Genomic DNA, 26,921 nt, shown 5'->3' with positions numbered 1-26,921 from the left:
ATTACCCATACAAATTGATTGCAACTTTGATGCACTCGGCGCTAAACAGCCGCCATGACCCATTGGACCCCGACACTGCGCGACACCGGTATGCCTCGGTATATCGAGATCGCAGAGGCAATCAAAAGCGATATCGACCGCGGAGCCCTGCGACCTGGTGACCGTCTGCCGCCGCAGCGCGCCTTGGCGCAGGCGCTGGATCTCGACTTTTCGACCATTTCCCGCGCCTACTCCGAAGCAACACGCCGCGGCTATGCCGAAAGCTTTGTCGGGCGCGGAACATTTGTGTCGCAAGCGCAGGTTCAAACCCCACCCGCCCGTCAGGTCGAAGAAGATCCGATGATGAATATGCCGCCAGAACCGGATGATCCCGATCTTTTGGCGAAAATGCGGCGCGGCTTGGAAAGTGTGGCTGCCAATCTGGTCCCTTTGATGCGTTATCAATCCACAACCGGACTGGCGGTGGACAAGGCAGTTGCGGCCCAATGGTTGCAACACTGCGGGCTTCGCCCTGACACCGCGCGGCTAACCATCGCACCGGGATCGCACGCCGCAATCTATGCGATCTTGTCCCAACTGGCCGACCCCGGCCTGACCGTGCTTTGCGAAGACCTGACCTATCCCGGAATTCGCGCCATCGCCGCCAACCTCGGGCTGCATCTGATCGGAGTGCAAGGCGACATAGACGGAATTTGCCCACAAGATCTTGACCGGTTGATCCAGAAACATCGTCCCGTTGCGCTGTATCTTAATCCGACATTGCAAAACCCGACCACGCAGACGATGCCGCAAGCGCGGCGCAAACAGGTAGCAGCAGTGCTGATGATGCACGATCTGCCACTGATCGAAGATGACGCATATTGCTGCGTGCCGGAACAAGCTCCGCAGCCCATTTCAACCATGGCCCCCGGTCTGGGTTGGCATGTGGCGGGGCTGTCCAAGGTGCTGGGTGCGGGCCTGCGTCTGGCTTATATCACAGCGCCAAAACGCAGCGATGTCGCCAGCTTGGCACAGGTCTTGCGCACCCAAAACGTGATGGCATCACCGCTCAGCCTTGCCTTGGTTCAAAACTGGATCGAAACCGGCACTGCAGCCGAACTTCAGGCCTTTGTTCGGGGCGAAATGGCGGTCCGGCAGACGCTGGCTTCGAAGATACTGAAAGGTCTTGAGTTTCAAACCGATCCGCAAGCCTATAATCTGTGGCTCACCCTGCCGCCGGACACCACCCGCGCCGAAGTCATGGGGCGGATGGCCGGTCGCCAGATCGGTCTAATGCCAAGCGACGCGTTTTGCGTTAAAGGCAGCGCGCCAGATGCCCTGCGGGTCTGCCTTGGCGGGCCTATCCCCCGCCTACAGCTGGAAAACGATCTCATGGCCCTTGCCGACGCTGTGTTGCGCAAGGACTGGCTGGGTTAAGGGCGCGAAGGCCGCACAGAAGCATCACAGATGCGATCAGGATCTTCAGAGGCGCAACCCGCCTCGGCCCGCAGGCAGTTCAGAATGGCGTTGGATCCAGCGGATCCAGCGTGATAATGGTATCCGCCCCCATCGGTTGCATGACCGTTGCAGTCATCCAGATCATCCGGCGCGGTGCCATCCTTTCTCAAGTGGCTGAAGATGTCGTAGCCATCCATCGCAATACCAATTTTCAAGGCGTCAAGGCCGCCGTCAGCCCCCTCCAGACAATCCGTGACCGCATGGTAATGATACCCGACATGGGTGTTCACATGCCCGCCGCAATCGTCAAACGGCGCTATTGTATGGGCTGCCAAGATGGCATCCACCGGCGCAGGGCCATCCAAACGGACACCATTGATTGCAAGACCTGAGCCGGAAAAGCGCACAGGATTGCTGCGCTTTGTGTCCTGTGGCTCCAAGGGGATAACATAGGTCATCGTCGCATCATCCGGCATGTATTCGGGCAGGCACTGCACGCAATAATTGTTGAACTCCGGATCAACATCAGGACGGGCCGCCGCCTCGCAGGAGGCTTGGGTATCAGTGACACGTACCGAACCGGTATCTTTGTCATACAGCTGCCATGTGTCATCATCGTAGAAGGTAGAAAGATTTGAGACAAAGCCGCCGTCCACATCATGAACCTGCCCTTCCTTCAACCAAATTCCACCCTTTACGGCCGCATCAGTGATCGATGTCGGGCACCATGGGCCGGGAGTGTAGGACTGCGGTTCAGATTTCACCGTGATCGAAAAGCAAGTGGTTTCGGTGCCACCCGACAATGTGCAGCCGACCAAAGACGGGCCGCTGATGACTGTGGCATGCTCAAAGAAATGCTCAAGCTCATGGACTTTGTCTTGGTTTGTGTTTGCCATTGCTGGCACAGCAGTCAGGAGAGAGGCTGAAAGTGCTAAAATGCGTCGCATGTGAAATCCGGTTTCGAAGGAACAAAGCGTGGTCAGGTGTCGGGGTCACGGATTACACGCGCCAGTCACGGCAATTTGTCGGATTTAAGTGAAGTTTTCCAACAGCATCAAAAATTTTCCAAACCCAAATGCTGCGCGGTGCAGCTTTGGATCTTATCTGAGAAATTGTGGGAAGTGGTACTCCGTACGAGAATCGAACTCGTCTTTCCAGGTTGAAAACCTGGCGTCCTAACCGATAGACGAACGGAGCGCCGGTGCCTCGAGTATAACCGAGGAAAGCGCGCCAATGGTACTCCGTACGAGAATCGAACTCGTCTTTCCAGGTTGAAAACCTGGCGTCCTAACCGATAGACGAACGGAGCGCCGTTTGGCGTGAAGCGGCTTGTAGTTCGAGCGCGCAATCTTCGCAAGAGGATTCGTGCAACTTTTTCACCGAAATTTGCGCAACCCACTTATGCAGGGGCGGCATCTTCTAGTCTAAGCTGAGCAGAGCGTCTTCCCCCCCACTCATTGATCTCCAAACGGCCCGCCAAATGAAAGCGCGCGCCGCCATGATTCACCAAGGCTTGGCCCATCGGGCCGTCAAAGGCCCCAAAGGCGATTCCCTCCAATCGGCCACCGACACCGTCGTCGCAAGCGATCTTGAGATGGCCGGTGCCGACCTGCTTGGTATAGGTGATCCGCGCATCGGCAATCGCAAAACGCGGGCTGGGTGAGCCCTGCCCAAAGGGGCCTGCAGTTTCCAATTGTTCAATGAGATCAACATTGGCAGCGCCGGGCATCAACATACCGTCCAGACGCAAATCCGCCGCGCCACCTGTCCCTGCGCCTTGCTTGGCCAAAAGATCGCCCAAACGGGCCATGGCAGCCTCCAGTTTGTCCTTGTCGACGCTGAGACCGGCCGCCATTTTGTGACCCCCGCCTTTGACCAGCAGCCCTTCGGCGGCCAAGCGTTGAATAGAGGCACCCAGATCGACGCCAGACACCGATCGGCCCGAGCCTTTGCCATCGGGACCGTCAAAACCGATAACAACCGCCGGACGGTTGGTTTGTTCTTTCAACCGTGCGGCCACGATGCCAACAACGCCGGGGTGCCACCCCTCGCCTGCGGCCCAAACCAGCGGGCCCTCCAAGCCGCGCTCTTCGGCCTGTGCAAGAGCGGCACCGCGGACAGCGGCCTCAATCTCGCGGCGTTCAGAATTAAAGCCGTCCAGCCGTTCGGCCATAGCTTGCGCTTCGTGTTGATTGTCAGATGCCAAAAGGCGCGCGCCAAGGTCGGCCTGCCCCACCCGGCCCCCTGCATTGACACGTGGCCCCAAAACAAACCCGAGGTGATAAGAAGACGGCGCGCTTTCAAGCTTGGCAACGTCAGACAGCGCCACCAGACCCGGTCTGGCCCGCGCGGCCATGACCTTTAGCCCCTGACGCACAAGCGCCCTGTTGACCCCCTTGAGCGGCGCGACATCCGCAACCGTCGCCAAGGCCACAAGATCGAGCATGGCCATCAGGTCAGGGCCTTTGGCCCCGGCTTCGCGCAATTGGCGGCCCGCTTCGACCAACATCAAGAATACCACTGCTGCGGCGCACAAATGAGCCAAAGCGCCATCCTCGTCCTGACGGTTCGGATTCACGCAGGCCACACAGTCAGGCAGAGTTTCACCGCCAAGGTGGTGATCCAAAATCACAACATCCGCGCCTTTGGCAGCGGCAATCGCGTCATGGGACAAGGTTCCGCAATCAACACAGATGATCAGATCATGGTCGCGGGCCAAAGCAGCCATCGCAGGTTCATTGGGGCCATAGCCTTCATCGATACGGTCGGGGACATAGAGCGTCGCAGGCCGGCCCATTTGGCGCAACCAGTCGATCAACAAAGCCGCCGAGGTGCCCCCGTCAACATCATAGTCGGCAAAAATCGCGATGCGCTGGCGCGTCCGGACAGCGGTTAGAAATCGGGTTGCAGCAGTTTCCATGTCGCGCAGCGAACGCGGATCAGGCAGCAAATCACGCAGTTTAGGGTTGAGATAGCTGTCGACTTCAGCCGGATCAACGCCAAGGCGTGCGAGCACACCACATAGCGCCAAAGGTAATCCGCTGCTTTGCAACAAGGCCTCGGCCTGACGTTCGAATTCCGGGGCCGGACCAACCCAGCAGCGCCCGGTCAGGCTTTGCTCAACTCCAAGATACGACATGCGGCCCCCTAAATATGGAAAAAGCGGCACGTCCAACGCGCCGCCTTCGAATTTTCGTCGAAAATTCGTGCCTCGCCAAGAGACACGCGTTTCGTTTTAGCTTTTGACCGGGTTGCGGTACTGCATGCGCCGTACGGACCCTGTTTTAGACCGCATCAGCAAGGTTTCGGTGGTGATCATGCCCGGCTCACGCTGGATACCCGGCAAAATCGACCCGCTGGTTACGCCAGTCGCGGCAAAGATCACGTCAGCGGTGACCATTTCGTCACGGCTATAGATTTTATCCAGATCAGTGATGCCTGCTTTGGCCGCACGACCACGTTCGTCATCGTTGCGGAAGACCAAACGGCCCTGCATTTGGCCACCCATGCACTTCAGCGCCGCTGCTGCCAGAACACCCTCTGGTGCCCCGCCTTGTCCCATGTACATGTCGATACCGGTCAGATGCGGCTCGGCGCAATGCATCACGCCTGCAACGTCCCCATCGGTGATCAAACGAATGCTGGCACCTGTTGAGCGCACTTCAGCAATCATTTCTTCGTGGCGCGGACGCTCAAGGATACAAACGGTGATATCAGACGGCTTGCAGCCCTTGGAGGTCGCCAGAGCCGATACGCGTGTGGCAGGCGGCATGTCCAATGAAACTATGCCGTCAGGATAGCCCGGGCCAACAGCCAGCTTATCCATATAAGTGTCGGGCGCATGCAGCATCGAGCCGCGCGGACCCATCGCAATTACGGTCAAGGCGTTTGGCATGTCTTTGGCGGTCAGCGTGGTGCCTTCCAGCGGATCCAGCGCGATGTCCACACCGGGGCCATTGCCGTTACCGACCTCTTCGCCAATGAACAGCATAGGCGCTTCGTCGCGTTCGCCTTCGCCGATCACAACAACGCCTTTGATGTCCAAAAGGTTCAGTTGCTCGCGCATGGCGTTCACGGCCGCTTGGTCTGCAGCCTTTTCGTCTCCGCGGCCGATCCATTCAGCAGAAGCGATAGCGGCCTGTTCGGCAACACGGGCCAAGCCCAAAGAGAGCATACGGTCATTGAAATCGGTAGGCGTGGACATAGTGTCTTCCTCAAGGTGAAATGCGTATGCCGTTTAGCCCGCCTAGGGGGGCGGGGGCAAGGGCGGTCTGGCCAAATGGCCGCTATCTTGGCAGGTGTTGCAGCGATCAGCCACATAAAAGACAGTGGACAATTGTCCAGCAGATTGAAGAATCGCCCAACATCAAGGCAAGGCAATTAGCTGACGCGTTGACGCTGCGGGCTGCAGCGGATGAGACCTTGCATCAGCAGCCCGACCATAACAGCGTTCAGAACATGCCACATAAAATGGGTACCCATCGGGACAGCGGCACACAGGTGCAAATCTGCAGTCCGGAACCCCAGTGACGCCACAAAGATCACCGTTGCCGCAACAGCCCAAAACCGAATGGGATGGCCGCGCCACAGCGTAATCGCTGAAAACACCAGTAATGCAATCAACGCCGGGGCATACTGTGTCGACCCGTTCAACGGATCATGACTATGGTCTGCATCACCCGGAGCCCCGCCAGTTGTGGCCAGAACAACAATTGTCGTGATCACACCCGCGATGATGGCAATCCGCACCAAACGACCCGGAGCAACGCCGCCGACCAAGGCAATAGCCGTCAGAACATAAAGGCCAACGAAGCTCCAGATGGGCACAACATCGGCATATTCAGACCAATGGTTGGCAAAAGTATGAAACAAGAACGACCCCAAACCGATCATGGCCGCCAACAGGCACAGCACCGCAACAATCAGCCGTTTTTGATCCAAGCTGCGGGCAGTGAGCCAAGCCCAAAGCGCAGCCAGCGGAAACGCCAGATTACTGAGTGCATTCAGCGGCTCATCCCAAAGCCCCACACCCAGACGTTCACAATACAAATCAATGGGTGCAAACCAATCCATCGGAACCTCTTAACTGTGTAAGAACGCCCTATTTTGCAATCCGAGCCAGAACAACCGATATCTTTACACCGCAGAAAATCGAGTTGGTTTTGGGATGATACACACGCAAAACGCGGCGAAGCTCTCTGGCATCGGGGTCTGAAAGAACACGCTTTCTCTTCTGCCACTAGCGTTCTGCTTGGATGCTTTCGATATATTCAAGCAACGCCACCAATTTGCGAGGGGTTGGCGTTTGAATACCGTCACCACTGTCAAAGGGGATCAGATCGCCTTCCAGCAGCGCCCCGAATTCCGGCATTCCGGGTCCTGCCATGTCCGACCGAGCATAGCCATCGATGGTCGACATGACTTTGGCGCGCGGAAAAACATCGCCGTTGCGCACTTGGATCAATGTCAAGTTTTTAGGGGCCGTGGACATGGCCCGTGCCATGAGGCCATCACCCAAACCACTGGCACCGTGGCAACCCGCACAGTTTTCCACATACAGCGCCTTGCCATCCTGCGGACCAGGCATTTCTGCCTCAACACAGGCCGCAACAGCCACAACTGCGCAAAGTGAGATCAATGTCTTTTTCATTGTCGCCCCATCCGTCCAATTAATCCCCTTGGTCGCTGCGACCAGACTGAATTGCAAGGCCTATTGTTGCAAGCTTTCCAAATAGCTCACAAGATCAATCAACGCTTGCGGTGTCATAACAGTTTGACCGTCCGGCCCTGTCCATTCGACCAAGGGCCCGTCCAAAATCGGACCAAACTCAGGCATCATGCCCTGATGGAAACGCCCCGGATAGCCGAAAATCTGGGTCATCACCCGTTCAGTCGGGAACACGCCATCATTGGTGTCACTCAGCAAAGTCAGGTTTGCTGGCGGCACGGGCAGCTGGTCGGCAATGCGCCCGTCCCCCTGCCCGGCCGATCCGTGGCAGGTGACACAATAACTGTCATAAATCACCTGACCCGAACCGGATTTTTTACTTTGCGTGTCGGCACAGGCTGCAAGGCCAAGACACAGCGCGACGGCTCCCGATACGGCTAATCCTGTTTTGGTCATGATCTGCTTCCTCGTCTTATCTTTTGAAACAAACTTAGAACTGCGTTAGGTCAAAAGACATGATCTGCATCAGGTCTGCGCCCTCGACAACAGCGGCACGGCGTGATCCGGTAGGCAATAGGTCAGGCAATAGGTACAAAGATGACGCAATACGCCCTTATCATGCTGATCGCAGGGGTTGGCATCCCAATCTTGGCGGCGCTTAACGCAGCTCTTGGTTTGCGGCTTGGATCCCCGATTTCGGCTGCGATGATTTTGTTCTGTGTTGCGATGCTGTCAACGGCCATGGTTTGGGTGCTGGGGGGAAAGCCCGGTATGAGCGCTGCGGCAACGGCCCCGAAACACCTGTTTCTAGGCGGCATGCTGGTGGCATTTTACGTGTTGTCTATCACCTTTGTCGCTCCCAAATTCGGCGTTGGGAACGCGGTGTTCTTTGTCTTGCTTGGGCAGTTGATCAGCGCGGCTGCTATTGATCATTTCGGGCTGTTCGGGGCGCAACTGACCCCGATCAACTTGACCCGGGCCGCAGGCATTTCTGTCATGGTTCTGGGCGTTTGGATCACCCAACGGGCCTGACACGGCCGCTTAGTCCGCTTGCAAAAGACCGCCGTCCAACCGAATGCACCGGTCCATTTGCGACGCCAGCTCCAGATTATGCGTTGCAATCAGAGCCGACAATCCCGTCTCGCGCACCAAACCCATTAGAGCACCGAACACCCGATCCGAAGTTTCGGGATCAAGGTTGCCCGTAGGCTCATCCGCAAGCAGCAGCTTTGGGGTGTTGGCCATCGCCCGGCAAAAGGCGACACGTTGTTGTTCTCCGCCAGACAAGGCACCGGGGCGATGTGCAGCGCGATCCTTGATCCCGACGCTGTCGAGCAGGTGCAACCCGCGTGCATCAGCATCTTTACGCGCTACGCCATTGGCCAGCTGCGGCAACACGATGTTTTCAAGCGCGGTGAATTCCGGCAGCAGATGGTGGAACTGGTAGACAAACCCAACCTCGGATCGGCGCACCGATGTGCGTTTGCGATCAGAGCGCCCCTGCATCGGTTCACCGCCGATTTCCACCGTTCCTTTGTCCGGCGAATCAAGCAGCCCTGCAATATGCAACAATGTCGATTTCCCGGCACCAGACGGGGCAACCAAAGCGATCACTTCGCCGCGACCCACCGTCAAATCCGCCCCGCGCAATACGCTGACCTGATTTGGTTTGCCACGGTTATAGACTTTTTCAATGCCGGACAGACGCAGAACAACTTCAGACATGGTGGGGCTCCCTTGATGCCTGATGCATCCAAATTCCGTCAACGGAATTTGCAAAACTTTTGAAAAAGTTTTTGCGCTCAACCTTACTCATAGCGCAACGCTTCAACCGGATTCATGCGCGCCGCGCGGCGGGCCGGGAATATCGTCACAACGAAAGATAGCCCCAATGACAAGGACACAGCCGATAGAACATCCCCCAATTGGAGCTTCGCAGGCAGTGCATAGATATTTCGGATCGACGGATCCCATACCCCGCCCCCTGCGACGTAGTTCACAAAGGAAAACACCGGTTCGATATAGATTGCAAACAAACAGCCCAGAATGACGCCCATCACAGTCCCAATGATTCCGGTGAATGATCCGCAGATGAAAAACACCCGCATCACGGCCCCTTCAGTCAGGCCCATGGTGCGCAGGATGCCTATATCGCGACCCTTGTTTTTCACCAACATAATCAGCCCGGACACAATGTTCATGGCCGCGATCAAAACCAGCACCGACATGATCACAAACATCACGTTGTCTTCCATATCGAGCGCGCGCAAGAACCCGCCCGACGCATCCTGCCACGTCCAGATCAGCGCGCCAGTGCCCGCCGCTTGGGCAACAGGGGTCACAAGATTTTCGACGTTTTCGGGATCATCGACAATCACCTCAAGCTCGTCCGCGACGGCTTCGCGATTGAAATACAGCTGCGCTTCTTCGAACGGCATGTAGATCCGCGTTTTATCAATGTCATAGCGGCCTGATCGAAAGACATAGACCACCTCATAGGCCTTGACGCGGGGACTGGTGCCAAAAGCCGTCTTCACACCGTTGGGAGAGATCAATTTGACTGTGTCCCCAATGCTGACACCCAAAGTCAAAGCCACACCGGAGCCAATCGCGATCCCGTCGCTCAACCTTGCCAAATCACCACGTCCCGTTTCCGGATTTGCGATACGCGGGATTTGAACGATGTCTTTGGGTTTGATGCCAAATACTTCTACGCCGGCATTGGATCCAGAGGCCGTGGCCATAACCTGCCCCTTCACCAAAGGGGCCACACGGACCACGCCGGGCACTTTGCGCACCTCAGCTGCCATGCCAGCGTAGTCCGGCAAAGTGCGGGTGGCGCGACCAAATTCATCAAGGCGCTGCATGTTGTAAACTGTCAGATGCGCGTTGCTGCCAAGAATGGTGTCCACAAACTCTGCCCGAAATCCGGACCGGACTGCCAAGGTTGCAATCAACGCAAAGACAGCAAGCGTGATCCCGATCAGGCTGATCCAAGTCATCACACTGACGCCGCCTTCGGCACGTTTTGCCCGCAGATATCGCCAAGCAATCATCCATTCATAGGCCGCAAACGGCATCGGAGGTCTTGTAGGGGCGTTGTCAGTTGCTTCGGGCATCTTTGGCCTCATCTTAATGCTCTGTCAGGCCAGACCAAATCTGGGACAGAGCGTCAAGTAAACATCAGGTGCGTTCGGGCTTTGTGGCGAATATGTGCCCGATTTCCCATGTAACACGCGGTGCAATCCCCCCCTTGCCCTTGGCGCTGCATTCGCCAATATGCGTTTATGACTGGACCTCGATACCCCTCGCTGATCGCCTCGCTGCCTGAAACCGTGCCATTTGTTGGCCCCGAAGTGCAAGAACGCGCCCGCGGCGCTGAATTTGCAGCCCGATTGGGGGCGAACGAAAACGTCTTTGGCCCGTCGCCAAAGGCCGTCACTGCGATGCAAGCCGCAACGGCCGATCTTTGGAAATACGCAGATCCGACAAATTTCGATCTGCGCAATGCCTTGTCCACGCATCTTACCTGCACGCCCGAAAATCTGATCGTTGGCGAAGGTATTGACGGGCTATTGGGGTACTTGGTGCGCCTTTTGGTCGACAAAGGTGACGCGGTTGTCACCTCTGACGGGGCCTATCCGACCTTCAATTACCATGTTGCCGGCTTTGGCGGTGTCTTGCACAAATTGCCCTACCATGACGATCATGAAAACCTGGAGGCGTTGCTGGACAAAGCCGCCGAGGTGGACGCGAAACTGGTTTATTTTGCCAATCCCGACAACCCAATGGGGACATGGATAGACGGTGCGCGGATCGAAGCTGCATTGGACCGTATTCCCGACGGCACTGTTTTGATTTTGGATGAGGCATATATTGAATTTGCCCCCAAAGGCACCGCCCCGAATATCGACCCGAATGACCCAAGGGTCATTCGGTTTCGCACCTTTTCAAAAGGTTACGGGATGGCCGGTGCCCGCGTTGGCTATGGCATAGCGGCCCCCGCGTTGATCCGCGCCTTTGACAAGATCCGCAACCATTTCGGCATGAACCGCGCCTCACAAGTCGGGGCATTGGCGGCGTTACTAGACCCAGAGTGGCTAGCGCAAACCGTTGCTAATGTGACGGCATCAAAGCTGGAAATTGATCGGATTGCAGCCCAGAACGGCCTTAGCACTCTGCCCTCAGCCACCAATTTTGTCGCTATTGATTGCGGCGGGAATGGCGATTTTGCACGGGCAGTTCTGGCCGGGTTGATCGCGCGCGGCGTATTCGTCCGCATGCCGTTCGTCGCACCACAAGACCGATGCATTCGGATCAGCGCGGGCCGACCGCAAGATCTGACCGAGTTTGAACAAGCCCTTCCAGAGGCCCTGCAAGCGGCGCGCACCCCTGCTTGAAAGGGCCGTTTCCGAACGCCGTTTACGGAAAATTGACGCCTATACGCCAGACTTCCCAATGATGTCATCGCTTGCGTTTTTGCTGCCAGCAAGACCACCGCGCAGGCCTTTGGGAACAGCACATATGCAAGAACATCCAACACATAATACCGGAACAAAACTGACAGCCAATGCAATTTTGATATTTGCGAACCTGCTGTGGGTGTTTTTAGCAGTTCGGTCCGCCTGGGGTTTTGGCGCAGTCTTGGTACTTGCAGCCACCTTGAACCATTTGATTACGCGATATGATTGCTTTGAGCGTAGACAAATCGCGGGAATTGACCAGCATCAAAAAGACACTGGCTAGCCCCTACGGCCGGTCCGCGGGTTTTGCTTTACCGGATGCAGCGCTGATCACGCGCGCTGCTGCTGAAATACCGCCACTTTGATGAGGAATGCACAGCGCGTCCAATCCGGCCTCAATGCTGCCAAGCAAGCCCAGCACCATATGCGCATTAAGATGCCCCATATGACCAATGCGAAAATAGCCAGATGCAGATGGATCTGTATCATCCCCCATACCCAGACCTATCCCAAGGCTCACGCCAGTGTTCTGCGTGCACCACTCCCGCAGCCGGTCTCCATTCGGAGCCCCTATCATGACAGAAGTCACAGCATGGGATCTATGCACGATGTCCGCAACGTTCATAGCCACCGGTGCCCCCCAATGATCGCAAGCCGCCCAAATCGCTTGGGCCAGAGTTTGATGCCGCGACCAGACACCTTCGATTGTCTCGGCTTTGATCAGATCCAAGGCCGCGCGCAGCCCCCACAAATGGTGCGTGGGCGCAGTGCCGCCAAAATACTCATAGAACAAATTAGGGTTCGCCCGAGGGCCCCAATCCCAATAGCGCGACACACGCGGCATCGCCGCCCGCACCTGTGCAGCGCGGTCGTTGAAAAACACAAACCCCAATCCGGGAGGCACCATCATCCCCTTTTGCGAGGCCGAAATCAGAACATCCACCCCCCAATCGTCCATCTGAACCGTGTCGCACCCAAGAGAGGCGACGCAATCCGCCATCAACAACGCCGGATGTCCAACCTCGTCCAACACCGCGCGCAATGCTGCAATATCGCTGCGCACCGAGGTTGATGTATCAACATGGACGCCCAAGACCGCCTTGATTTTACGCCCTGTGTCCGCCAGCAGAGCTGCGCGCACCCGTTCCGGATCAATCGGGGTATTACGCCCATGCTCCAGCACTTGCACCTCGGCACCGATCCCAGTGGCCATATCAGCCCACCCATGGCCAAAAACGCCAGTTGCTGGCATCAAAACCGTTTCCCCCGGTGCAATACAGTTGCTTAGCGCCGCTTCCCAAACCCCATGACCGTTGGCAATGTAGATCGCCACATTTCCATCTGTTTGCGCAACATATTTTAGGTCTGCGACCAGCCCTTGCGCCAAATCATGAAGCGCCGGATCATAGATATCAGGTGCCGGCCGATGCATGGCCTGCAATACGGAATCGGGCATAATGGACGGCCCCGGCAGGGCCATGTGAAGACGCCCATTGGCAAGCGACATTGCATATTCTCCAGACAAAAACCCCATCGCGCGGGGCCGTTTGGACGGCACACTACCGCCCGATTACACGCCGTCAATGGGGCCCGTGCTTGCCAGTCGCCCCTGCAAGGCTTAAACCGCGCTGTGAACCAAAAGGACTCCGCATGCTGGCGAAACTCTGGACGAAACTCGACAATGCGGAACGCAAGCTCCGCCGCTCCTTTGGCATGGATATTTCGACCCCGTCTGAACGACGCTGGTCCAAGCTGCACTATCACCTGTTCGACCATGCCTTTTTGCGGATTCTATGGACCAATTTTTACCCGCTCGCACCGGATGTATGGCGATCCAATCAACCGACCCACAACCGGTTCGCAAAATACGCCGACATGGGCATCAGAACCGTGATCAACCTGCGCGGCGAGGACAAATACTCCTACTATCTCTTTGAAAAAGAGAGCTGCGATCAGTTGGGCCTTACTTTGGTCAACGCCAAGCTTTGGGCGCGCGAGGCGGCACCGCGCCGCCGGATCGTGGCCGTGATTGACGCCCTGAGATCCGCGCAGCGCCCGATGATGTTTCACTGCAAATCCGGTGCCGATCGCGCTGGCTTTGTTTCCGCGCTCTATTTGCTGATCTTCGAAGGCGCGTCGATCGAAGACGCAAAAAAGCAACTCAGCATCAAGTATGTCCACCTCGATTTCACCAAGACCGGGGTCCAAGATTACATCTTGCGGGTTTTTGAAGCCCGCCAAACGGTCAGTGAAATCGGGTTCGAGGATTGGATTAGAAACGAGTATGACGCCAAACCAATCCAACGTGCATGGGACGCGCGCCGCGCCGAAATCGACATTGCACAAGAGCTGATTCCATGAGCACCAAAAAAGAAGACTCATCTTGGGTTTTGTTCACGTGGCTGTGGACTGGCTATCTCAAGAAATATGTCTGGTATCTTGCCGCTGCCATGGGTTTCATGATGTTCGAAGGCGCGATGACCGCCAGCTTTAGCGTCATGATGAAACCGCTGTTTGACGATGTTTTCTTGGGCTCCAATGCCGATGCGCTGGTTTGGGTGGGATTGGCCGTCCTTGGGATTTTTGTCGCACGCGGGCTTGCCAGTCTGGCGCACAAAATCATCCTGACCTCAGCGTCACAACGCAGTATGGCCGACATTCGAAACGACATGGTCGATCACTTGATGCGATTGGATGCCGATTTTCATAGTGATCGCGGCCCGGGCAACCTGATCCAGCGCGTCGAGGGCGATGTCGGGGCGATTGCGAAGGTATGGCGCACCTTGGTAACAGGTGCTGGACGCGATGCCGTTACTTTTGTGGCGCTGTTGGGAGTTGCCTTTTGGTCTGATTGGCGCTGGACACTGATTGCTTTGGTCGGTGTTCCTCTGATGATCGGCCCAGCGAGCTATCTGCAAAAGTTCGTGCGCACCAACGCCCGCAAAAACCGTGAAATTTCTGCAAGCCAATCCACCCGTCTAAACGAGATTTTCCACGGCATTATGCCGGTCAAATTGAACCAGCTGGAACGGTACCAGTCCAAACAATACCAAAAGCTGCAAAAGATCCGTATCCGAACCGAAGTTCGCTCGGCGGCAGGATCTGCCTCCTTGCCGACCTTGATCGATGTGATGTCGGGCCTTGGGTTTTTTGGAATTTTGTATTTCGCGGGCGGCGAGATATTGGAAGGCAAAAAAACAGTCGGTGAATTCATGACGTTTTTCACCGCGATCGGGATGATGTTTGAACCGCTGCGCCGTCTCGGAGCAGTGAGCGGTGCCTGGCAAATTGCCGCTGCAGGCATCGAGCGGGTCAAAGACCTGCTGGAAACGCCGTCACACCTAATTGATCCACCCAAACCAGCCGATGCCCCTGATGGCTTGCCGTCCGTTTCTTTGGATGACGTGCGGTTGAACTATGAAGAGACCGAGGTGCTACGCGGGCTTAACTTCGTCGCAGAAGCAGGTAAAACAACCGCGCTTGTAGGGCCATCGGGTGCAGGCAAATCTACCGTCTTCCATTTGCTGACGCGCCTGGTAGATCCGTCATCCGGCCGCATAGAAATCGGTGGTGTCAGCCCGTCCGATCTGAGCCTGCACGACCTTCGATCAATGATTTCTGTGGTCAGTCAGGAAGCCATGCTGTTCGATGAAAGCCTGCGCGAAAACATCGTACTCGATCAGGACGTCAGCGACGAACGGTTGCAAGCAGCCTTAGAGGCCGCCCATATCACCAGCTTCTTGCCAAAACTCGCGAACGGCATCGAAACGCGGGTCGGTCCACGAGGATCAAACCTGTCAGGCGGCCAACGCCAACGCGTTGCCATTGCCCGCGCCCTGCTCCGCGACACGCCTATTCTATTGCTGGACGAGGCAACCAGCGCCTTGGACGTGCAATCAGAAGCGGTGGTGCAATCAGCCTTGGACAAACTGGCCGAGGGGCGCACCACATTGGTAATTGCCCACCGCCTTTCAACAGTGCGCAATGCCGATAAGATTGTCGTTATGGATGCAGGTCGCGCCGTGCAAGAAGGCAGCCATGATGCATTGCTTGCGAAGGGCGGGGTCTACGCAGACCTGTGCCGGCTGCAATTTGGCGGTTCAACAACCTAACGCCGATAGGCTTTGGCCAATGTTTCTGGGGCTACGCCGCCCCAGTAACGCACCAATGTCCAAAGGTTGCGGCCGCCGCGCCGCGCCCAGCCTTGGCGCTGATATTTTTCGGCGGAGGTCAACGCATTTGCCGCCAAAGGGGAAAGCTTGCCCCGCAAGGCTCGTGCCAAGGCAACATCCTCCATCAACGGAATATCCGAAAACCCTTGGGCCGTGTCATAGGTGACGCGATCCACCAAAAGCCCTTGATCCCCATAGGGCAACCCAAACAGTCGGGACCGCACATTGGCCCAGCCTGCGACAAGCCGGGGGGCAATCCCCGCTGTATCAAAACGCAACAAGAAATAGTAAGCGCCCTGCGCGCCCATTGCCTTGTTTACTGCGGCTGTCCATCCCTCTTGCAAGACCGTATCGGCGTGTAAAAACAGTAGCCAATCGCCCTGCGCCTTGTTTGCCCCGCGCTGCAACTGCCCCCCGCGCGACGCAGGCCCCTTCACCACAGTCGCTCCGGCGGCTTCGGCAATTGTCAGGGTCGCATCCGTAGAGCCCCCGTCCGAGACAATCAATTCACGGATATAGCCGCTGGCCAACCCTTCGCCTAAGGCCGCCAAACATTCGGGTAAACGGTCCGCTGCGTTCAGCGTGGGAATGATTACAGAGATAGGTGCGCGCATGGGGCCTGTTCGTCCTTGGTTTCCCAGCCTATATGGCAATAGCGGATAGAAGGAAACGATCATGACAGATGAGACACGCAAAGTCCTGCGCCTGAGCGGCAGCGACGTCGAACATTTTCTGCAAGGGTTGGTCACCAATGACGTGGCAGGCCTGAAAGACGGGATCGTTTACACCGCGCTGCTTACGGCGCAGGGGAAGTTCCGGTTCGACTTCTTTATGGTGCCGGACGGATCTTCTGTTTTGCTGGATGTCTCCGCCGAAATGGCCCCCGGGTTGGCGCAGGTTTTGGGCATGTACAAACTGCGGTCGGACGTTGTGATCGAAGCCACAGATCTGACCGTGGCACGCGGGATTGGTGCGGTGCCGGACGGGGCCTTTGTGGATCCGCGACACGACAGCCTGGGATGGCGCGGCTATAGCGGCCAAACCGGTCATGACGCAGATTGGGACGCGCTGCGCGTTGCGGCCTGCATTCCCGAAGGCGGGATCGAACTGACAAGTGATACCTTTATTCTTGAGGCCGGACTGGAACGAATTCACGGCGTTGACTTCAAAAAGGGCTGCTATGTTGGTCAAGAAGTCACCGCACGTATGAAACACAAGACAGAGCTACGCAAAGGGCTGGCACAGGTCACTGTTGCGGGCGCGGCCCCCGTCGGGACCGAAATCAAGGCTGGCGACAAGGTTGCTGGCACGTTGTTTACCCAAGCGAATGGTCAAGGCATTGCCTACCTGCGCTTTGACCGCGCCAAGGGCGCAATGACGGCAGGGGATGCCACCGTCACCTACGACGGATAAAGCCGCTTTTCCAGAAAAAGAACCCGTCGCCGCGCACCAACGGCCACGTAAAACTCGGTCGCCGATACGTTTGTGGCATCCTGTCCAACACGCCAATGGCTCCCCCCCTTGGCCCGCATGTCTGCTTCCAGCGCCGCGATCAACTGATGACCAAGCCCCCTGCCACGGTGGGTCGGCGCAATATAGAGATGGTCGATTGTCATCCGGCTTGCCGCGCGCCTGAATGCATCGCCCGAGGTTTCTTCGGCATATGCCAGCAGATAGGCCACCAACCCCCAACCTGCATCGATCGCGTAGATCACTGCGCCTTCGTCGCGCAACTCTTGCAGATGCAACAGCAACTCTGCGTCGGTGCCCTCGGCGTGATAGACATGCGGTGACAAACACACGTGAAAATTGTGCAGCCCGCGAAAGAGCGGCAGGATTTCTGTTAGATTAGGATTATAAACAAGCATCAAAAAAAGCCTCCTAAGCTTGCGCCGGAGGCTTTTGTTTTAGTTCCACACCCCCGAAGTTTCAGGGGATATGCGCGCGGGCCCCTGGGTTAGGCGCGCTCGGAATAAGACATGGTTTCGGTGTTCACGACAATTGCTTCGCCCTGCCCCACAAACGGAGGAACCGAAATGCGTACACCATTCTCCAGAACCGCTGGCTTGAAGCTGTTGGCAGCTGTCTGGCCTTTGACCACTGGCTCGGTCTCTTCGATCACGCAGGTGACTTTTTGAGGAACCGTCGCGCTCAGCGCTTCATCCTCGTGGAATTCCACTACGATGGTCATACCATCTTGGACAAACGGGCGGCGTTCGCCCAAAATCGCCGCTGCGATCTGGACTTGGTCATAGGTTTCCGTATCCATAAAGATCAATTGACCGTCGTCTTCGTACAAGAATTGCATGTCTTTTTGTTCAAGACGTACCTTCTCGACCTTGTCGGCACTGCGAAAGCGTTCGTTCAATTTTGATCCGTTGCGCAGGTTGCGCAGTTCGACCTGTGCAAATGCACCACCCTTGCCGGGCTTAACGTGATCGACCTTTACCGCAGCCCAAAGGCCACCATTGTGCTCAAGCACGTTTCCTGGACGGATCTCGTTACCGTTAATCTTTGGCATGTGACAAAACCTTGACAAAAGGTTGAAGGAAAGTTGACGCCTCCTATATCTGGGAGGTAGCTCCAAAGCAAGACAACGATATGTCGTATTAGCATGTTGTAAGCCATGCGTTAACATCATGGGTGCTATGCAATAACGGGGTATCCGAATCGGATTGAATAGGTCATAACCCCCCTCACGCCAAAAAAGACAAGAGCAATAATCATAGGTCGATACATGAGAGATTTCGTTGACGGCACCGCGTATAATGCAGAGCAGGGAAACCGCGCTCGCAAGCTGTTCGCAGCAGTGGTGCTTGCTGCCCTGGACGACGCAATCGCAGACGACAAGAAGTACGGCAATGGTCCGGAACAAATCGCCCGTTGGGCACGTTCGCGCGATGGCCGCGAAGTGTTGTCCTGCGCCGGTATTGATCCGAACGAGCGCGTTGTATCTGGTTTGATGGATTTTGTGTCCAAGGGTGTCCGCACCTCGGTTGCGCTTTCGCGCGAAGAGAGCGAACGTCGCAATGCGGCGCAACAGGCCGAAGCTGCATAGGCAAACTCGCCTGCAGACGTGAAAAAAACGCGCCCCTTTCTGGAGCGCGTTTTTTATTGTCTAATTGAGAATTTCTGTCGCTTCTTATTCGAGCCTAATCAAAATCTTGGCTCATCAAGACCCGGTGGATTTCGCGGCGCACCAGCTTGCGAACATTTCGCGTAATCCGCTCACCTAGGGCCCCCTGAAGCTCTTGGCGAACCATGTCAGACACCAGAGCGCGCAGAGCGTCCTCGTCTATCATAGCAGATTCTTGGGCAGATTCTTGGGCAGCATCTGGGGCCGCGTCCGTGGCTTGTCCTTGGTCCGGATTCAACCGATCACCTTCAGGTTGAATTTCATCCTGCACCGGATCGGCCGCAAAGACGGCTTCCTCTTGTTCGTTCTGTGCCGGTTCCTCGGCCTCTGGCAAATGATCCTGCCAGTCCATCACATCCGATGACCGATGGAAAACCGGCGCTTCGATCATAGGCTGCTCCTGCTCAAGCTCAGCGGCTTGACTGCGTCCCACCATCTCTTCCAAAGCGGCAATTTTATCTGCCAGACTTTCCCCATCCGACACCGCAGGACGACGAGTAGACACGTCACCAGCAAGGGTGTCCAATGCCTCTAGGTCTAGGTTCGACCAGTCAGCCTCCGGTTCTGGCATGTCTGCTGTCGGCTCTTCGACGACCGGCGCGCTCTCCGACTGCGCAAGATCTGCCACAAGAGATTGCAAAACCAGTTCTTCGCGAACGACGTCCGGCTCGCCCGCTTCGACTTCGACTTCCAAATCGGTCGCTGACAAAGCGCGTTCAACTTCCTGTTCGACAAAATCGTCCAACGCTCCGGCTACAAAGTCACTTTGCTCCAGCGTGCCATCATGTGCCTCAGAGGCAGGTGCATCGACTGTCTTCGGCAAATCTGCGCTCTCCACAGGCGCAATATCAGTCAAGTTTTCCGAAATTTCTTCAGCGGTTTCTTCGACAAGAACATCCTCGACGGGAAAGGCCACCTCGGTCAGCACAACAGGAGCCTTGACTGATTCGCCGACGTCAGGAACTTTTTCACTGACCCGAAGGGCGGGCGTCAAAACCAGCCTATCGGAGTGTTTCACGGCCTCTGGCTTGGGTTTGACAACCCGTATGTCGTCCGAAACAAGACGACGAATGGAGGACAGAACGTCCTCAATTTCCACATTGGTCACAGGATCGGACATTTTTTTACCACTCTTGCCTCAGGCAAAGTGTACCTGCCCGTCGCGTTTCAGACAACAGATGTTGAAAAAGTTACTCTTTTCCAAGGGCACGCAAGACACGATCCAAGTCGCGCCCTTGCTGTGACACCGCAGAAGGAGCGCCTTTAACCAAGTTATAGTACTGGGATGGATCATATTGCGGCACATTCAGCTGCAACGAACTGGCGGTCAACTGCCCCACAGAGGACAAGATGGCATAGGCCGCAATCGTTTCATCCACTTGGGCCGAAATTAGATTGGCCCGGGCATCCAACAGCTCTTGTTCTGCGTCGAGAACGTCAAGTGTCGTACGTGCGCCCAATTTCGCTTCTTCCCGTACACCGTTAAAAGCAACTGTCGCGGCTCGCACTTGCGATCTAAACGATTCTTTACTGGCCCGCGCAACATCAAGCTGAACAAAGGCCACACCGACATTCTGCTGAACCGAATTGCGAACTGTATGAAGCTGTCCACGGGTCGCGTCGCGGTTGGCCCGCGCTTGACGCACCAACGACCGCAATTTACCACCACTGTAGATCGGCCCGCCAGCGTTCAAACCCAGAGACCCACCGCGTGTAAACGCTTCATTTTCGAAATTTTCAGTCGCCCCGATGCGCCCGACCAAGGAGACCGTAGGCCGCATCGACGCATCCGCGATTTTGATCGCAATTTCGTTGGCAGATACTAGATGCTGTACGGCGACCAGGTCAGGGTGCCCACGAACGGCGATAGCCTTGCCCGTATCAACGCTACCAGGCAATCGGGGCAAAGTTGTTGGGGCAATCAGATTACCCGGCCGCTTGCCAACTGCTGCGGTGTATTCTTCTTTCGCACTTACCAACTGGCCCTGAGCCGCGGCCTGTGTCGAAACAGCCGCAGCAAGCCGGGCTTCCGCAAGCGCAACATCGGTTCGGGTCACTTCGCCAACTTCGAAACGATCGCGTGCAGCGCGCACTTCTTGCTTGAGAACCCGAATGTTATTGAGGGACAGCTCGACGTTTTCCATCGCGCGCCGCACTTCCATGAAGGCGGACACCCCCCGCAGCAGAACCTGTTGCTCAATCGACAATAATGTGGATCGGGTTGCGAGCACCGTTTCCTTGGCAGCTTCGATCCTTAAACGGTTCGAACCGCCATCATATAGGGTCAGCTCCCCGATCAGGTTCAGACCTGTAGTATTGGTGCCATATCCCGAAGTAACATACTGCCCGAAGCTGGCGCTGTAGGCTCTGGATGATCCAAAGTCGCGGGTCACTTCACCTGCCCAGGAAATCACGGGGCGAAGCGCTGACACAGCCTGCGCGACATCTTCGTCAGCGGCACGCAACAGCGCCCGATTTTGATCCATAAGACCGCTGGTCGTATAGGCACCAATCAGCGCATCCGCCAAAGTATCCGCCCACGCAGGCGCGGCCGAGGATGCAGAAAGCACCACAGCAGCCGAACTTGCTACCAAAAACCGACGAAATCCAAATGCCATACAGCCCCCGTTGGCACCGCCTTCGCTATAGAGCGAATTCCGATGCCTTTTCAAACCCTTGCAACACTGGCGCGGTGCCGTTGAAAGCATGACGCCAAGCGATATCACCGTCCAACTTGCGGCCGACTTTAACGATTCCAAGGGCATTTTCAATAAAGATACATACGATACGGCCACCCTCTTTGAGCTGGTCCGTAATTGCCTCTGGCAAAACCTCTACCCCGCCTTCAACGATGATCGCGTCATAGGGGCCATGGGCACTTGCGCCTTCGGTCAAACTTCCGCCATGCAGAACGACGTTATCAGCGTGGTTTTCAGTTAACAGGGCTTGTGCTTCTGCGATCTGGTCTTCGTTATCCTCGACGGCAACGACGGCTTCGGCGATGCGCGCAATCACTGCGGAGGAATAGCCCAAACCAGCGCCGATATCGAGAACCAGATCATGGTTTGTCAGATCCAGCACCTCCAGCATTTTGGCAAAAACGCGGGCATCCAGCAACGTGCGACCGGGCCATAGTTCGACATGCTCGCTGGCGTAGGCGGCTTCTACCTTTTCGCCCGGCACAAAGACCTCACGCGGAACATTAAGCATGGATTCAATAATGGGAAACTCGGTGACATCAGAGGGACGCACTTGGGTATCAACCATCATACGACGGCGGGCTGTAAAGTCTGTCATGAACTAAACTCTTCCGTTCAGATTATTGCCGTCAGTTGTGCCACATCTATACCGTCGCGGCAATGACCGACATCGCTCATTCTGGCGATATGCGTCAGCGTGACCAAATTTTTCCAATGACGTCCTTTTTGAAGGGATATGCGCTTGACGCCCCCCGCTCAAGCCCCTAATCAGGCCTTCACTCTGGCGAGTTGGCGGAGTGGTGACGCAGCGGATTGCAAATCCGTCCACACCGGTTCGATTCCGGTACTCGCCTCCATTTACTTTCAAGCACTTAAATTAAAAGGCCCGCCACGCGGACCAGCCATTTTACTTTCCATTTTACATTCACAGTTCACGAACCGTTCTACGTTTGCCTTCGCAGGATGTGTAAAACCTCGTCGGTCTCCTCCGGAGAAACCTTTGCGTAGCGCTCGATCATAGCCGCAGCAGTCCTAAGAGACCAACCCATACAGGCAGCAATTTGAGCCAATGAAAGCCCTTCTCTCAACAAACGTGTTGCTGCTGTGCCTCGCGCATCATTAAGGCGCAGGTCATAACCAATTTTCTCCGGACCCAGACCAGCTTTGTCACGCCACTGGCGGAGACCTTCTGACGCTCGATGAGGAGTCAGTGGTAGGTTCGTAGCGTTTGTCAAAATAAGGAGTTGCGAACTTGGAGTATCGTCAATCAAATGCCCCATCCGATCCGTTACCGGTATGAACGCAGGAATTCCGCGCTTACTGGTCTTCACCCGAATCCTTCGTCCCGAGGGAGTTTGCTCGATCTGATTGCGACTCAGCTTCACAAGATCTCCTGCCCGCAGCCCTGTTTCCGTTGCGGCTATGAGAATACGCTTGACCCATAGGGGAGCGACTTCTTCGAGAGCTCCAATGTCATTAGGAGCCCACACGATTTCCGATCGATCTACCTGATAAAGCTTCTCCAGACCTTCGCAGTAGTGACTGTCTATGTAGGCCTCCTTCTTGGCCCAGTTTAGAAACAGTGAAACGACTGAGGCCGCGTAATCATATTGTTTTGGGCTCTCCATCCACCTCGAACGCCACTTTTCAACCTCTCGTCGCGATGCTGGAACTTCCCACATCCTGACTGTGTCAGGGCCAAACTCTGCAGTGAACCGGTTCAACCATCGACGGTAGTCGGCTTGCGTGCGTGGCTTTTTCTTTTTGAAGTTCACGCTTGCAAAGAATTCGGCGGCAACATCTGACGTTGTGAAAATCGACACTTTCGGTTTAGCTTTGGCCATGGCATCTGCGTAGGCAGAGAAGAACTCTGCGGTCCGAGGCAATCTTTCGAATCCACACCAGAACCCAGTACCTTTTCGTCCACGCAAACTGAAATAGAACTTGAGGCGGCCGTCTGCCAAGCGAGCGGAAGTCCGGTGTACTTCTTCGGGGAGGTTAGTTTTTCTAGGCACTGCGTCGAGCCCTACTTTGTTCGATTAGGCCATCGTTGCCTCCAGCGTCAACTCTGACAAGCCCCTGAACTAGATCGAGGCGCTTACGCACAGCAACAGGATCATAGCAATCCTTGCGCCCCGGCACGGACCGAATTCCAGTGTCATGGCAGAATTTTCGAAAGGCACTGGTGGTTCCATCAAAACGGAGACGCTTCGCGAGATCTTCTCCGGAAATTAGGTCTATCATTCTATTCTCCAACAATTATTTGTCAGCGGCACCCGCGTCAGCGGACGCCGCTTTTTTTTAAGTGAGCTGATACTTTTTGGCGGCTATTTCTCCCAGCACATCCACAGGCGGGAACTCAAAACAGCGGATCGCTTTGCGGTCAATCTGGCTCCAGTCGTCGCCTGATGCGCCACCGGGGATATACTCGGAGCACTTAATAGCTCCGCGCAACACCTTTACCGTTAGGTGTTCGGTTCCCGTCTTGTCCGAAACCGACTCTCCGAAAAGATCCTTCATCAGGCTCTCGATGTCCCCATCCTTTGCTTCATGCCGGTTCATAGAAGTACCAAGAAACCGCCGGAGCTCAGCTTGAGGTAGACGAATTGGCTGACCTGCCTCGAACTCATACCGGAAGGTTTGACCACTTTCGGTTTTCATCGTGACGCCACCATCCTCGATAAGGCGGATCAGAGCGCGCTCTACAGGTCGCATGGAGTGCCAGCGCATCTTTCGACGTTCAGGCGTGTCTGGGGCTGTCCGCACGTCCTGCCACCGCAACCCATCGTTCGCTGGATCATAGATCTCCAGCTCCCATGCGAGTGCCGCCATGCCGTCTCCGTTCAGCTCATCGTAGATTGGATCGAAGAAATGTTTATCGTTCATATGGTCGTCGTTGACTTCCATAACCAAGTACCGCCGCTCTGACCCGTTGCCATCGATAGGAACCACGCGATCGTTGTTACTATCGAAGTAAAAACGCGTATATGATTGCAACTGAACCACTGGTAGGCCTTTCGGTTCAGCCAGGATCGTATCCGACGTCACGAGGCTCTTGATCTTCCCATTGACCTTTGGATCGCCCGCAAAGAGCGCCTCAGTGCAAACCGCAACAAGACTTGTTGCAAGGTGCTGTCCCGCAAAGCGACCTGTTACATGTTCCTCTTCAGCAATCGTTAGGCTGTAGGGCGCTGCCAGACGCTCCAAAATCAGCCCAAACGTGCTTTTGCCACACCCCCCCATGCCTCGAAGGACAATCGCCGTCTGAGGCTTTTCGCCAGGCCTCTGAACGAGGTGGGCAAGGTACAGCCAAACAAACCTAAACAATTCTTCCCGACCACGACAGACGGTGTGCTTGATGAACGTTTTTAGGTGCTCGCAGGAACCTTCGCGGGGGCTAATTTGGCGCCCTCGATAGAGATTGAAAACGTTTGAGTGAATCTGAACCGGCGGTGGCGCAAATTCAAGCGCGGAGACCCTACGTGCACTCTTCACGAATGATTTTGCGGGATTCATCCACTCCTTCCCCATACGAACCTTTCGGTCTTCATGAAAGGCCTCGAAGTCAGCTTTAGACATGGTCTCAATGGCCACTTTGCGTCGATCAAGGTTGTCTGGGTCCGGAACGCATAGAACTCGGAACTTTCCGCCAATGCTTACAACGCGCCATCTTTTGCTCAGCGTTGCAGAGGCTTCCGTCATCGTCTCCCCCAATGGGTCGGCAATATCCCAAGAAGGGTGACCCAAGTCGGTGTCGCCCTCTAAAGCTGCCTCTAACACTTTTGCGTTTTCGGCTTCGCGTTGATGGGCGTACTCTAGGCGCTTTCCCTCGGCCAGTTCTGCACCACGCTTTTTGAGGTTGGCGATCTCGTTCGCGTTGAACCGTTTTTTGTCCTTGAGGAGCAAGTGTAGTCGTTCGACGGCCGCACTTCGGTTGCCTGCAAGGGCAACGCCCGCAAACAACGCAACGTAATCAACTTCTCCGACATTTTCGTTTTCCGACGTGCTCTGGAAGGCATCTTCAACCTTTTTGGGCGACGAAAGGTAGCTGACCGCAACATCAATCACCGCTCCGTAGTCAGCCGGTGTAACCGTGATCGTCTTGCCGTCGATTTCAGGGTAAAACATTTCGTCACTGAGGAGTTCGGAGAGCGTTTTGAACTCGTCAGGCAAGATCGCATCACCATCTTCAATCCGTTCTTCAATTAGACGAAAAAAATCCCATGTGCAAAGATCGCCGCAGTGGTCGTGATGGCACATAATGAGTATCTTTTGCTCCCCGTCAGTGGGCGCGCACCAGCAGCCGGTGTCAGAACCATCGTCAGGAACCGTATGCTCCAGGTGATTTGGACACATGATTGTCATCCCATCTCCTGCAAATTCATTCCGGATGTCCCAGCCAATCATGTCGAGGAGCGTTTCGAGATCAAACGCCTCCCCACAATCGTCGAACCAATCACGGACATCGAAGCCGTCCTTGAGTGTTGCCTCTTTGCGCTGGGCAGCGCTTTCGCGCTCACGCGCGCGCCCAGCAGACCTGACAGCCTTATACTTGGGTAGATCTTTTTCGATCGGCATCTCATCGACTGACAGAGCCCGACCTGCGACGACATAGTGCTTGAATTTTGCGGCTTCGTCAGCCCGGCGAGGCATGAACATCATCTGCACGAATTTCGCAGCGCTCAGATCGAGATCAATGATACCCAGAAGTTTCGAGAAACCCACGTATCGTGACAACCAATGCCAAGCTGCCAACCTAGGGTTTCCACCGTGTTCCTCAACCAGAAACGGATGCTCCAGTGGAATGATCAGGCGGAAGAAGTCACCTTTTTCGGTCGATTTTTTTGCATGACTATGGGTCGTGTATAGTACGGCAAATAGACCGAGTTCGATGACAGTATCGCGGATCCGGTCGATATAGTCTGTTCCGTCAATGTCCACCACGAATGCAGATACCGATTTGGCCTTAGCCTTGCCTCGATAAGTGAAGACTTGCCGTTCACCGCCAATTGTCCGGGCCCGGCCGGTCAGCTCTGTCTCGTTAAAGAACAGTGCCGTGCCTTCCTTTTTCTTTTGAACAGGGTGGCGTGTTAGCGCCTCAAGAACGACTCGAACATTGAACTTTTTCTGAATCCACTTGTCACCCGCGACTTTTGGTGCGCGCTCGGAAAAGCCGGAAATAAGTTCGCTGGCTAGCACTTTCTGGGCTTCTTCAGAGTTGAGGTCGCCGTAGATGGTGGCGTCATTCCATCGAGCTGTTGGCGTGACACGCAGATCGTCGTCCATGTGACGCTCCGCGGCTGAAAGACTGTGTGTCGCGTTCAGAGAGGGGTGGTTATCAGACGC

24 protein-coding genes and 3 tRNA genes are annotated in these 26,921 nt (G+C 55.7%); 8 read left to right on the top strand and 19 right to left on the bottom strand.

Annotation, left to right across the window (positions count from 1 at the left end; translation table 11 throughout):
* Nucleotides 1-54: 54 nt before the first annotated feature.
* Nucleotides 55-1,416, top strand: coding sequence for an aminotransferase-like domain-containing protein (locus C8N36_RS04615; protein WP_097804858.1), 1,362 nt, complete (start codon nucleotides 55-57; stop codon nucleotides 1,414-1,416).
* Here C8N36_RS04615 and C8N36_RS04610 read toward each other — a convergent pair.
* From C8N36_RS04610 to C8N36_RS04575, 8 genes are all read right to left on the bottom strand, one after another.
* Complete coding sequence (locus C8N36_RS04610) at nucleotides 1,413-2,384, bottom strand: YHYH protein (RefSeq protein WP_097804859.1); 972 nt, start codon at nucleotides 2,382-2,384, stop codon at nucleotides 1,413-1,415. The two genes, C8N36_RS04615 and C8N36_RS04610, sit on opposite strands and share 4 nt — an antisense overlap.
* A 175-nt stretch (nucleotides 2,385-2,559) precedes the next feature.
* Nucleotides 2,560-2,634, bottom strand: a tRNA-Glu gene (locus C8N36_RS04605).
* Between the two features lie 37 nt (nucleotides 2,635-2,671).
* Nucleotides 2,672-2,746: transfer RNA gene (locus tag C8N36_RS04600), tRNA-Glu, on the bottom strand.
* A gap of 90 nt (nucleotides 2,747-2,836) precedes the next feature.
* Nucleotides 2,837-4,576: a single-stranded-DNA-specific exonuclease RecJ gene (recJ, locus tag C8N36_RS04595; RefSeq protein ID WP_097804860.1), complete on the bottom strand. Its 1,740-nt coding sequence runs from the start codon at nucleotides 4,574-4,576 to the stop codon at nucleotides 2,837-2,839.
* A 96-nt stretch (nucleotides 4,577-4,672) separates the two neighbouring features.
* The gene (glpX, locus tag C8N36_RS04590; protein WP_097804861.1) at nucleotides 4,673-5,641 is read right to left on the bottom strand and encodes a class II fructose-bisphosphatase; all 969 of its coding nucleotides are present in this window, start codon (nucleotides 5,639-5,641) and stop codon (nucleotides 4,673-4,675) included.
* A 176-nt stretch (nucleotides 5,642-5,817) separates the two neighbouring features.
* Nucleotides 5,818-6,510 carry a ceramidase domain-containing protein gene (locus C8N36_RS04585; RefSeq protein WP_097804862.1) on the bottom strand — a complete coding sequence of 231 codons (693 nt, stop codon included), beginning with the start codon at nucleotides 6,508-6,510 and terminating at the stop codon, nucleotides 5,818-5,820.
* A 166-nt stretch (nucleotides 6,511-6,676) separates the two neighbouring features.
* Nucleotides 6,677-7,087, bottom strand: coding sequence for a c-type cytochrome (locus tag C8N36_RS04580; RefSeq protein WP_097804863.1), 411 nt, complete (start codon nucleotides 7,085-7,087; stop codon nucleotides 6,677-6,679).
* Between the two features lie 60 nt (nucleotides 7,088-7,147).
* Nucleotides 7,148-7,561 carry a c-type cytochrome gene (locus C8N36_RS04575; RefSeq protein ID WP_097804864.1) on the bottom strand — a complete coding sequence of 138 codons (414 nt, stop codon included), beginning with the start codon at nucleotides 7,559-7,561 and terminating at the stop codon, nucleotides 7,148-7,150.
* A 141-nt stretch (nucleotides 7,562-7,702) separates the two neighbouring features.
* On the opposite strand from C8N36_RS04575, the gene C8N36_RS04570 reads away from it, so the two are divergent.
* The gene (locus tag C8N36_RS04570) at nucleotides 7,703-8,137 is read left to right on the top strand and encodes a DMT family transporter (RefSeq protein ID WP_097804865.1); all 435 of its coding nucleotides are present in this window, start codon (nucleotides 7,703-7,705) and stop codon (nucleotides 8,135-8,137) included.
* A gap of 9 nt (nucleotides 8,138-8,146) precedes the next feature.
* Here the strand turns inward: C8N36_RS04570 and C8N36_RS04565 are convergent, their stop codons facing one another.
* Together C8N36_RS04565 and C8N36_RS04560 are read right to left on the bottom strand one after the other, a co-directional pair.
* Nucleotides 8,147-8,830 (bottom strand): ABC transporter ATP-binding protein, encoded by a 684-nt coding sequence (locus C8N36_RS04565; protein ID WP_097804866.1) that lies wholly within the window; start codon nucleotides 8,828-8,830, stop codon nucleotides 8,147-8,149.
* A gap of 83 nt (nucleotides 8,831-8,913) precedes the next feature.
* Nucleotides 8,914-10,224 (bottom strand): lipoprotein-releasing ABC transporter permease subunit, encoded by a 1,311-nt coding sequence (locus C8N36_RS04560; protein ID WP_245910725.1) that lies wholly within the window; start codon nucleotides 10,222-10,224, stop codon nucleotides 8,914-8,916.
* A gap of 168 nt (nucleotides 10,225-10,392) precedes the next feature.
* Here C8N36_RS04560 and C8N36_RS04555 point away from each other — a divergent pair, with 168 nt between their 5' ends.
* Nucleotides 10,393-11,505 carry a pyridoxal phosphate-dependent aminotransferase gene (locus C8N36_RS04555; protein ID WP_097804867.1) on the top strand — a complete coding sequence of 371 codons (1,113 nt, stop codon included), beginning with the start codon at nucleotides 10,393-10,395 and terminating at the stop codon, nucleotides 11,503-11,505.
* A 349-nt stretch (nucleotides 11,506-11,854) separates the two neighbouring features.
* Here C8N36_RS04555 and C8N36_RS04545 read toward each other — a convergent pair whose 3' ends face one another.
* Nucleotides 11,855-13,075, bottom strand: coding sequence for a pyridoxal-phosphate-dependent aminotransferase family protein (locus tag C8N36_RS04545; RefSeq protein WP_097804919.1), 1,221 nt, complete (start codon nucleotides 13,073-13,075; stop codon nucleotides 11,855-11,857).
* 143 nt (nucleotides 13,076-13,218) lie between these two features.
* On the opposite strand from C8N36_RS04545, the gene C8N36_RS04540 reads away from it, so the two are divergent.
* Entirely contained in the window at nucleotides 13,219-13,929 is a 711-nt protein-coding gene (locus C8N36_RS04540) for a fused DSP-PTPase phosphatase/NAD kinase-like protein (RefSeq protein WP_097804868.1), read from the top strand.
* Nucleotides 13,926-15,680 carry an ABC transporter ATP-binding protein gene (locus C8N36_RS04535; RefSeq protein WP_097804869.1) on the top strand — a complete coding sequence of 585 codons (1,755 nt, stop codon included), beginning with the start codon at nucleotides 13,926-13,928 and terminating at the stop codon, nucleotides 15,678-15,680. The genes C8N36_RS04540 and C8N36_RS04535 overlap by 4 nt, the downstream gene beginning before the upstream one ends.
* Here the strand turns inward: C8N36_RS04535 and C8N36_RS04530 are convergent.
* On the bottom strand, nucleotides 15,677-16,354 hold the full coding sequence (locus C8N36_RS04530) for a TIGR04283 family arsenosugar biosynthesis glycosyltransferase (RefSeq protein ID WP_097804920.1): 678 nt from the start codon (nucleotides 16,352-16,354) through the stop codon (nucleotides 15,677-15,679). The genes C8N36_RS04535 and C8N36_RS04530 overlap by 4 nt on opposite strands.
* 61 nt (nucleotides 16,355-16,415) lie before the next feature.
* Here C8N36_RS04530 and ygfZ point away from each other — a divergent pair, with 61 nt between their 5' ends.
* The gene (ygfZ, locus tag C8N36_RS04525; RefSeq protein WP_097804870.1) at nucleotides 16,416-17,153 is read left to right on the top strand and encodes a CAF17-like 4Fe-4S cluster assembly/insertion protein YgfZ; all 738 of its coding nucleotides are present in this window, start codon (nucleotides 16,416-16,418) and stop codon (nucleotides 17,151-17,153) included.
* Here ygfZ and C8N36_RS04520 read toward each other — a convergent pair.
* Nucleotides 17,141-17,608 carry a GNAT family N-acetyltransferase gene (locus tag C8N36_RS04520; RefSeq protein WP_097804871.1) on the bottom strand — a complete coding sequence of 156 codons (468 nt, stop codon included), beginning with the start codon at nucleotides 17,606-17,608 and terminating at the stop codon, nucleotides 17,141-17,143. The genes ygfZ and C8N36_RS04520 overlap by 13 nt on opposite strands.
* An 89-nt stretch (nucleotides 17,609-17,697) precedes the next feature.
* Entirely contained in the window at nucleotides 17,698-18,261 is a 564-nt protein-coding gene (gene efp, locus C8N36_RS04515; RefSeq protein ID WP_097804872.1) for an elongation factor P, read from the bottom strand.
* 216 nt (nucleotides 18,262-18,477) lie between these two features.
* Between efp and C8N36_RS04510 the strand changes: the two genes are divergently transcribed.
* A complete protein-coding gene (locus C8N36_RS04510) occupies nucleotides 18,478-18,798 on the top strand; it encodes a DUF6280 family protein (RefSeq protein WP_097804873.1) in 321 nt (106 codons plus the stop codon).
* Between the two features lie 94 nt (nucleotides 18,799-18,892).
* Here C8N36_RS04510 and C8N36_RS04505 read toward each other — a convergent pair whose 3' ends face one another.
* The 3 genes from C8N36_RS04505 to C8N36_RS04495 form a co-directional block, all read right to left on the bottom strand.
* Entirely contained in the window at nucleotides 18,893-19,996 is a 1,104-nt protein-coding gene (locus tag C8N36_RS04505; protein WP_097804874.1) for a hypothetical protein, read from the bottom strand.
* Between the two features lie 70 nt (nucleotides 19,997-20,066).
* Nucleotides 20,067-21,494 carry a TolC family outer membrane protein gene (locus tag C8N36_RS04500; RefSeq protein ID WP_097804875.1) on the bottom strand — a complete coding sequence of 476 codons (1,428 nt, stop codon included), beginning with the start codon at nucleotides 21,492-21,494 and terminating at the stop codon, nucleotides 20,067-20,069.
* A 25-nt stretch (nucleotides 21,495-21,519) separates the two neighbouring features.
* Nucleotides 21,520-22,173 carry a protein-L-isoaspartate O-methyltransferase family protein gene (locus C8N36_RS04495; protein WP_097804876.1) on the bottom strand — a complete coding sequence of 218 codons (654 nt, stop codon included), beginning with the start codon at nucleotides 22,171-22,173 and terminating at the stop codon, nucleotides 21,520-21,522.
* Between the two features lie 185 nt (nucleotides 22,174-22,358).
* Here C8N36_RS04495 and C8N36_RS04490 point away from each other — a divergent pair.
* Nucleotides 22,359-22,432, top strand: a tRNA-Cys gene (locus tag C8N36_RS04490).
* An 87-nt stretch (nucleotides 22,433-22,519) separates the two neighbouring features.
* On the opposite strand, the gene C8N36_RS04485 is transcribed toward C8N36_RS04490, so the two are convergent.
* Entirely contained in the window at nucleotides 22,520-23,419 is a 900-nt protein-coding gene (locus tag C8N36_RS04485) for a tyrosine-type recombinase/integrase (protein WP_097804877.1), read from the bottom strand.
* Nucleotides 23,420-23,876: 457 nt separating this feature from the next.
* Complete coding sequence (locus tag C8N36_RS04480) at nucleotides 23,877-26,861, bottom strand: DUF5906 domain-containing protein (protein WP_141468078.1); 2,985 nt, start codon at nucleotides 26,859-26,861, stop codon at nucleotides 23,877-23,879.
* Nucleotides 26,862-26,921: the final 60 nt, after the last annotated feature.

Origin of the sequence: Pelagimonas varians (genome assembly GCF_003208435.1) — a bacterium.
Lineage (GTDB): Bacteria > Pseudomonadota > Alphaproteobacteria > Rhodobacterales > Rhodobacteraceae > Pelagimonas > Pelagimonas varians.
The sequence above is the reverse complement of the archived record's forward strand: the minus strand, read 5'-3'. Positions and strand labels throughout refer to the sequence as shown.